This is a genomic window from Muribaculum sp. (genome assembly GCF_029051885.1).
Taxonomy (GTDB): Bacteria; Bacteroidota; Bacteroidia; order Bacteroidales; family Muribaculaceae; genus Muribaculum.
On the sequence record NZ_JAIDKI010000168.1, the window covers coordinates 1 to 7,891 of the forward strand.

The 7,891-nt window shown below is 52.2% G+C and carries 5 protein-coding genes; 1 reads left to right on the forward strand and 4 read right to left on the reverse strand.

Annotated elements, in window-relative coordinates; genetic code table 11:
- Positions 1-115 precede the first annotated feature (115 nt).
- From K2I50_RS07250 to K2I50_RS07265, 4 genes are all read right to left on the reverse strand, one after another.
- Positions 116-646 carry a DUF5063 domain-containing protein gene (locus tag K2I50_RS07250; RefSeq protein ID WP_301025642.1) on the reverse strand — a complete coding sequence of 177 codons (531 nt, stop codon included), beginning with the start codon at positions 644-646 and terminating at the stop codon, positions 116-118.
- Positions 647-657: 11 nt separating this feature from the next.
- Positions 658-1,254, reverse strand: a complete 597-nt coding sequence (gene nadD / locus K2I50_RS07255) for a nicotinate (nicotinamide) nucleotide adenylyltransferase (protein WP_301025644.1) — start codon at positions 1,252-1,254, stop codon at positions 658-660.
- Positions 1,255-1,328: 74 nt separating this feature from the next.
- A complete protein-coding gene (gene gmk, locus K2I50_RS07260; protein ID WP_301025646.1) occupies positions 1,329-1,901 on the reverse strand; it encodes a guanylate kinase in 573 nt (190 codons plus the stop codon).
- A 54-nt stretch (positions 1,902-1,955) separates the two neighbouring features.
- Positions 1,956-2,831, reverse strand: coding sequence for a YicC/YloC family endoribonuclease (locus tag K2I50_RS07265; protein ID WP_301025648.1), 876 nt, complete (start codon positions 2,829-2,831; stop codon positions 1,956-1,958).
- A gap of 785 nt (positions 2,832-3,616) precedes the next feature.
- On the opposite strand from K2I50_RS07265, the gene carB reads away from it, so the two are divergent.
- On the forward strand, positions 3,617-6,826 hold the full coding sequence (gene carB / locus K2I50_RS07270) for a carbamoyl-phosphate synthase (glutamine-hydrolyzing) large subunit (RefSeq protein ID WP_526022966.1): 3,210 nt from the start codon (positions 3,617-3,619) through the stop codon (positions 6,824-6,826).
- Positions 6,827-7,891 lie beyond the last annotated feature (1,065 nt).

Sequence of the window (7,891 nt, forward strand, 5' to 3'; positions counted from 1 at the left end):
CTCCCTCACTGCGCGAACACATCTGCACGACGATTGACCGCCCCAGCGTTAACAAATATTGGTGAACGGGGTCTAAAGCGGGCCTTAGTGAGACCCACACAATCGGGGATGGAGATTACTCGTCGGCCGTAGTGGAGGTATAGCGTATATGGTTGAGTGCGCGCAACACGTTGCAAAGCACACGGCTCCAATATGCCTCGAAGTCGTCTCTCACGGCAACAAGAGCAGAAAGCACAACCTCCTCAGGCATATCGCGTATGCCGTCAAGCAGATTGTACAGCACCTGGAAAATATCGGCAAGTCCCTCCGACACCGACGCTGCTATAGGCGTGTCGGAATACTTCATATCCTCTTCAAAAACTTCCAGGTATGTGTCGTCAGGCCCAAGCAGATTCTCCACACTGCGCCTTACTGAATCGTAGAAATCCTCGTCAAGGCGTCCCTCGAGATACGCTTCTTCCGCAAGAAACTGATTCAACTGCAGGTCGGTGGCCGATATATATATTCTTGGCAGCAGGCGCAGCATATTCTCCACGAAAGGTATGCGCTCACTCTCGCGGGCACTTTCAAGCGCCTGGCAGTATTCATTTGACAGCGCTATGAAAGCCAGCGCGTTATTGTTGAGCAAAGATGTTTGAGTGTTCATAAGATACATTTTCACTGCACAGAGCCGTACAGTCCATTTTCAGTTATATACTGATATACCCCCGGAGGCAGGAAAAAGTTCATGTCGCGTCCGGCGGATATCGCTTCGCGGATAAATGTCGATGACAGTTCTACCTGCGGAGCTTCGACACAAGTCACCCCTGGAGTGTCCTCACACCCCTCCGACGAATATCCCGGACGAGGATATACTATCACCCCGTGACGCGACACAATCTCATCGGGAGAACGCCATCTGTTGAACGACTCCCAGTTGTCGGCGCCGACAATAAGACGGAAATCGCAATCGGGATACATCTCCGACAGCCTTGCAAGGGTATCAACCGTGTAGCTCGGACGCGGCATTGATAGCTCCACATCACATACTCGGAGAATCGGCGAATCCCCGACAGCGATACGCAGCATCTCAAGCCTGTGGGCGTCATCGGCCAAAGTAAGATTGCGCTTAAACGGATTTTGAGGCGAGAGTGTAAGCCACACCTCATCCAGGTCGCCCCACTGCGCGATATATGATGCCACAATCATATGGCCGGCATGCACGGGATTGTACGACCCGCCCATTATGCCTATGCGCTTGCGTTGTACCGCCATAATTACACTATTTATAAGTAGCGGTCAATGACCGAATGACACAATGTTCCACCGAGGGAGCAAATGCCACGGCATCAGTCGCGCTCGATAAAATCCTTAATAATCCGGTGGGCCTCCTCTACAGCATCATCAAGACGGTCATTTACCACAGAGCAGTCATACTGAGGGGCGAAAGTAAGCTCATAGGCTGCCTTCCCTACTCTCTCCTCGATTACTTCGGGAGCATCGGTGGCACGACCTTCCAGGCGACGGCGCAATTCATCGACCGACGGCGGCACGATATACAGTGTGAGTGCCCTGTCGCCGTAGATACGTTTCACGTTCAAGGCTCCCTTTACATCGATATCAAGCACCACATTGGAGCCTCCTGAGGTGATACGGTCAATCTCACTGCGCAATGTACCGTAGAAACGTCCCGGATACACCTCCTCGTACTCCACAAAATCGCCGGCATCAATACGGCGTCGGAACTCTTCCGCCGTAAGATAATAATAATCCACACCATGCTTCTCGGTGCCGCGCGGAGCACGTGAGGTGGCCGAAATAGAAAATGCCAGATTGAGATCGCCACGCTCCATCAGCCGCCCGATGATAGTCGACTTGCCACATCCCGAAGGTGCCGAGAGTATTATGATTTTTCCATCCATAGGGATAATATTCGCACAAAAATCAATAATAGAATAATGTCTTTCTACGAACGGTTACAGTACATTGAGCACCTGCTCCTTTATCTGTTCCAGTTCATCCTTCATCTTCACCACGATGCGCTGCATCTCGGCATTGTTGCTCTTCGAGCCGAGAGTATTGATTTCGCGCCCCATCTCCTGGCTTATGAAGCCGAGTTTCTTGCCCTGCCCCTCGCCATGAGCCATTGTCTCCATGAAATAGCTGAGATGCTGCGACAGACGCTGCTTCTCCTCGTTGATATCAAGTTTCTCGATATAGAATATCATCTCCTGCTCAAGGCGGTTCTTGTCGAGAGCCACGCCCTCGATTTTGGCAAGATTCTCCTCAAGACGCGCGCGTATCTTCTCCACACGCTCTTTCTCATAAGGCTCTACCTCTGCAAGCAAGGCCCTGATCCGCTCGATGCGCACAGTAAAGAAATCCTGAAGTCTCTCACCCTCCTTGCTGCGGAATTGCACAAGGGCCTCCAGAGCCTCCTCCACAGCCTGCTGCAAGGCCGCGATATCATCATCGGTAAGACTGTCGGGCAACTCGCTCTTTACTGTTTCCGGGAAACGCATAAGCACACTGTACCAGTCCTCGGGCCATGGAATACCCAATGCCACAGCCATTTCCTCGACCTGGGCCTTGTAGGCGGCCATCAGGGGCAGATTGAGCGACACGGTGGTCTCCACACCGATAGGTTCGGAATATATCTGCATATCGACCTTGCCGCGCTGAAGACGCGCCGACACTATATTGCGCAAATCAAGCTCTTTCTCGCGAAAAACGGCAGGTATACGTGTGTTTATGTCAAGTTGCTTTGAATTAAGCGACTTAATCTCGACTGTTATCTTTTTAGTTGGGATTGTAACGACAGCTTTGCCGAATCCCGTCATAGACTGAAGCATGGGCGTGATTATTTTTGACAAAATTACTAATTCCCTGCAAAAAAAGCAAGGGACACCGCAGCAAGAATGAATTGCCGCAATGTCCCTTTTATAGAATTGTATAGAATTGAATCTTAGAGCTTGTTTAATAATAAATGTTACCGTCAGGGCGGTCATTCGTCGAGCAGATTTTCGCTTGTGATAAGGGAGTTATGGGGTTCCATAACGACCGAAGAACAGGCGGAAAGATGCCGGCGAATGACCGACTGGAGGTAATTTGTTTCATATCGTTGATATATTTTTGCATTTTTTCAAAAGTAAGCAAGAGATTGAGTGATTATAAAGTTACTTTTAGTCTCGTATATCTTGGCCGCTTTTCGCCCTGTTCCTCAGTCATGTACATAAAGTACACTCCTTCGTCACATATCGAAAATCGTCTCAAGCTATACGACCCTGGCGGCAACATTTATTATTAAACAAGCTCTAAATTCATCTCACTTTGTTTTTGAAAAGCCAACAAAAATACATCCGACATTCTCTCTCAAAATCTGTATCATATAATCTGTATCATATAAATTGAAACAGTTTCATAGAGATTGCCAATATATCAACTCCGGGTATCCACAATATATATAGTATAGTCACCAAAAAATTGCGTGAACGGCTGAATTGTCGTAACTTTGCGGGAGTGGGAATTACACGCAACCGCACAATCCCGCTATGAAAGAGAGCGGTAGACGCCGTATATCGGAAATACGACGCCTATTGCTACAGAGACACGCGAACAACAAGGAATTTCTTTATATATGAAAAAGGTATTGTTATTAGGCTCCGGCGCCCTGAAAATCGGGCAAGCGGGCGAATTTGACTACTCCGGGTCTCAGGCTCTGAAAGCGCTGAGAGAAGAGGGCATTTCCACTGTGCTCATCAATCCCAACATTGCAACAATCCAGACCTCTGAGGGCGTAGCCGACCAGGTATATTTCCTGCCGATTACGCCCTATTTTGTAGAGGAAGTGATCAAAAAAGAGCGTCCCGACGGCATTCTGCTCGCATTCGGAGGCCAGACTGCGCTCAACTGCGGCACTGAGCTGTATCTGAGCGGAGTGCTTGACAAGTACGGAGTGAAAGTGCTCGGCACATCGGTCGAGGCAATCATGATTACCGAAGACCGCGACCTTTTTGTAAAGAAACTCAAGGAAATCGACGTAAAGACTCCCGTCAGCGAAGCTGTCGAGAGCCTGGAGGATGCCAAGCGAGTGGCCCACGAAATCGGCTTCCCGGTAATGGTGCGTTCAGGCTACGCACTGGGCGGTCTCGGCTCCGGCATCTGCACAAACGACGAGGAGTTTGCCCGCCACTGCGAAAGCGCCCTCGCCTACTCACGCCAGATTCTCGTGGAAGAATCGCTCAAAGGCTGGAAAGAGATTGAATTCGAGGTAATACGCGACGACAACGACCACTGCTTCACAGTAGTGCCGATGGAAAACTTCGACCCGCTGGGCATCCATACCGGCGAATCGATTGTAGTGGCTCCCATCGTGAGCCTTACCCCCGAGCAGATAAAGATGCTCGAGGATATCGCCACCCGCACCGTGCGTCATATCGGTATCGTAGGCGAATGCAACATTCAGTATGCATTCAACGCCGAGACCAACGACTACCGCATCATCGAAATCAACGCCCGCCTCTCGCGCTCGTCGGCTCTCGCATCAAAGGCTTCGGGATATCCTCTCGCTTTCGTTGCCGCCAAGCTCGCCCTTGGCTACACACTCGACCAGATTGGCGAGATGGGCACACCCAATTCGGCCTACGTGGCTCCGAGTGTCGACTACATGATTGTAAAGATTCCTCGCTGGGACCTCACCAAGTTTGTAGGCGTCGACCGCGAAATCGGCTCGTCGATGAAGTCGGTAGGCGAAATCATGTCGATAGGCAAGTCGTTTGAAGAAATCATACAGAAGGGCCTCCGCATGATAGGCCAGGGCATGCACGGATTTGTCGGCAACAACGACATCCGCTTCGACGACCTGGAGAAAGCCCTCACCCACCCCACCGACCTCCGCATCTTCGCTATCGCCCAGGCTCTCGAAGAGGGCTGGACAGTGGAGCGCATCTCCGACCTGACAAAGATTGACCGCTGGTTTGTAGAGCGCCTTAAGAATATCGTCGACTACAGCCACAAGCTGGGCACCTACGACAAAATCGAAGACCTTCCCAAGGATGTGCTCGCCGAGGCCAAGCGACTTGGCTTCAGCGACTTCCAGATAGCCCGACTCGTAGAGAAGCCCGAAGGCACCATGGAGGCCGAGGTGCTCCGCGTACGCGCCCACCGCAAGAGCCTCGACATTCTGCCCAAGGTGCGCCGCATCAACACCGTAGCCTCGGAATATCCCGACCTGACCAACTATCTCTACGTGACCTACGGCGCCACCGAGAATGCCATACCCTACGACATGAATCCGGGCAACAACATTGTGGTGCTCGGCTCGGGTGCATACCGCATCGGCAGCTCGGTAGAGTTTGACTGGTGCTCGGTCAACGCCGCAGCCACCTGCCGCAAGCTCGGCTACAGGTCGATTATGATCAACTACAACCCGGAGACAGTGTCGACCGACTACGACATGTGCGACCGTCTCTACTTCGACGAGCTCTCGTTTGAGCGCGTGATGGACATCATCGACCTCGAATCGCCCCGCGGAGTCATCGTAAGCGTCGGCGGCCAGATACCCAACAACCTGGCCATGAAGCTCTACCGCCGTCACGTTCCCATCCTCGGCACCTCGCCCGTGTCGATCGACCGTGCTGAAAACCGCCACAAGTTCTCGGCCATGCTCGACCAGCTCGACATCGACCAGCCCCGCTGGAAAGAGCTCACTACCCAGGACGACATCGACTCATTCGTAGAAGAGGTAGGCTTCCCCGTACTCATCCGCCCGAGCTACGTGCTCTCCGGTGCCGCCATGAACGTATGCTACGACTACGAGCAGATGCACCGCTTCCTCGGACAGGCCGCCAAGGTATCCAAGGAATTCCCTGTGGTAATCTCCCAGTTCCTCCAGAACGCCAAGGAGATAGAGTTCGACGCCGTGGCCCGCAACGGCGAGATTGTCGAGTATGCCATCTCGGAGCACATCGAGTTTGCCGGCGTACACTCAGGCGACGCCACCCTCGTGTTCCCCGCCCAGAAAATCTACATGGCCACCGCACGCCGCATCAAGCGCATCTCAGCCAAGATAGCCAAGGAGCTCAACATCTCCGGACCGTTCAACATACAGTACCTCGCCAAGAACAACGACGTCAAGGTAATCGAATGCAACCTGCGTGCATCGCGCTCATTCCCCTTCGTCAGCAAGGTACTCAAGAAAAACTTCATCGAGACCGCCACACGCATCATGCTCGGCGAGAAAGTCGACAAACAGGACTCGTCGACATTCGATATCGACTATATCGGCGTTAAGGCATCGCAGTTCTCCTTCGCACGTCTCCACAAGGCCGACCCCGTACTGGGCGTCGACATGTCGTCGACAGGCGAGGTAGGCTGTCTGGGCAAGGACTTCGACGAGGCCCTGCTCAACGCGATGATATCCGTAGGCCACCACGTGCCCAAGGGCGGTGTGCTCGTAAGCTCCGGCGATGTACGCGGCAAGGTCGACATGCTCGACGCATGCCGTGCGCTCTTCGACAGCGGCTACAAGATTTACGCCACCGAAGGCACTGCCCGTTTCCTCAACAACAACGGTATCGCCACCCAGGCTGTAGGATGGCCCGACGAAGAGGGCACAAGCACCGAGAATGTGCTTGATCTCATAGCCTCACACAAGGTCGACCTGGTAATCAACATCCCCAAAAACCATACCAAGCGCGAGCTTACCAACGGCTACCGCATACGCCGCTGGGCCATCGACCACAATATACCGCTGCTTACCAACGCCCGCCTCGCCGGCGCCTATGTAAGGGCATTCATCAACCGTCCGATGGAGTCGATTTCTATCACTCCCTGGAAAGAGTATTGATTCACCCGCCGATTAATCAATATCCCCCTATAGCAAATGCCGCAGAGTTGAGTGCAACTCTGCGGCATTTATTTTAGAACTCGTTTAATAATAAATGTTACCGCCAGGGCGGTCAGTAATTTGTTTCATATCGTTGATATATTTTTGCATTTACCTTACAAGCAGGCAAGAGATTGTATAGGCTATAAAGCTACCCCTTGTTTCGTATATCTTGGCCGCTTTTCGCCATAACCCTCAGTCATATACATAAAATACACTCCTTCGGCACATGTCGAAAATCGACTCAAGTTATACGACCCTGCCGGCAACATTTATTATTAAACAAGCTCTTATCCCCCTAGCGAGGGCCTCACACCGCAAGGATTGGTCATCTCCAATTAACGAAATAGTCGCCGGGCTACGCCGGGCATTCCGAGGGGAGGGGACACCACAATCCTATGGCTGCGAACCGCTAACGCGGCTCTTACCATAGGCTAACGTTGTGAACGCCCCCAAAGGGGCTATGCGCTAAAGCGGAGACTTGCCAATGCGGCCAAAACGTAATACATATTGTGAACAACCACAAAAACAGCGGTGCGCTAACGCGGGGAGTTGCAGCTACAACAAAATCATATCACAAAACAATCATGCATTGAACATTAGTCGCCTGCATAACACAATCTTATAGATTATCCCAATTTCCGCACCCCATACCACCCCACCCAGCTCCATCCATAACTACCGCGTTAGCGCATAGCCCATGCATCCGCATGCCATTTACTCCTATTCCCAACTCGGCCACCTCCTGCAACCCAACGCGTTAGCGCATAGCCCCTTTGGGGGCGTCCACAACGTTAGCCCCACCCAAGAGCCGCGTTAGCGGTTCGCAGGGTGGGGTTGGCCTCCTCCCCCCGAAATGCCCGGCGTAGCCCGGCGACTTAACACCAACCGCGCCATTCCTCGACTACACTCCTTATACCCGTACCGGCGTGTTGAATATCACAACCAAATAACCGTAGAAGGCTTTGATGGCAACGGCTACATTGTCGATACAGCCCATTAGAAAATAAATATGACTGAATTGAT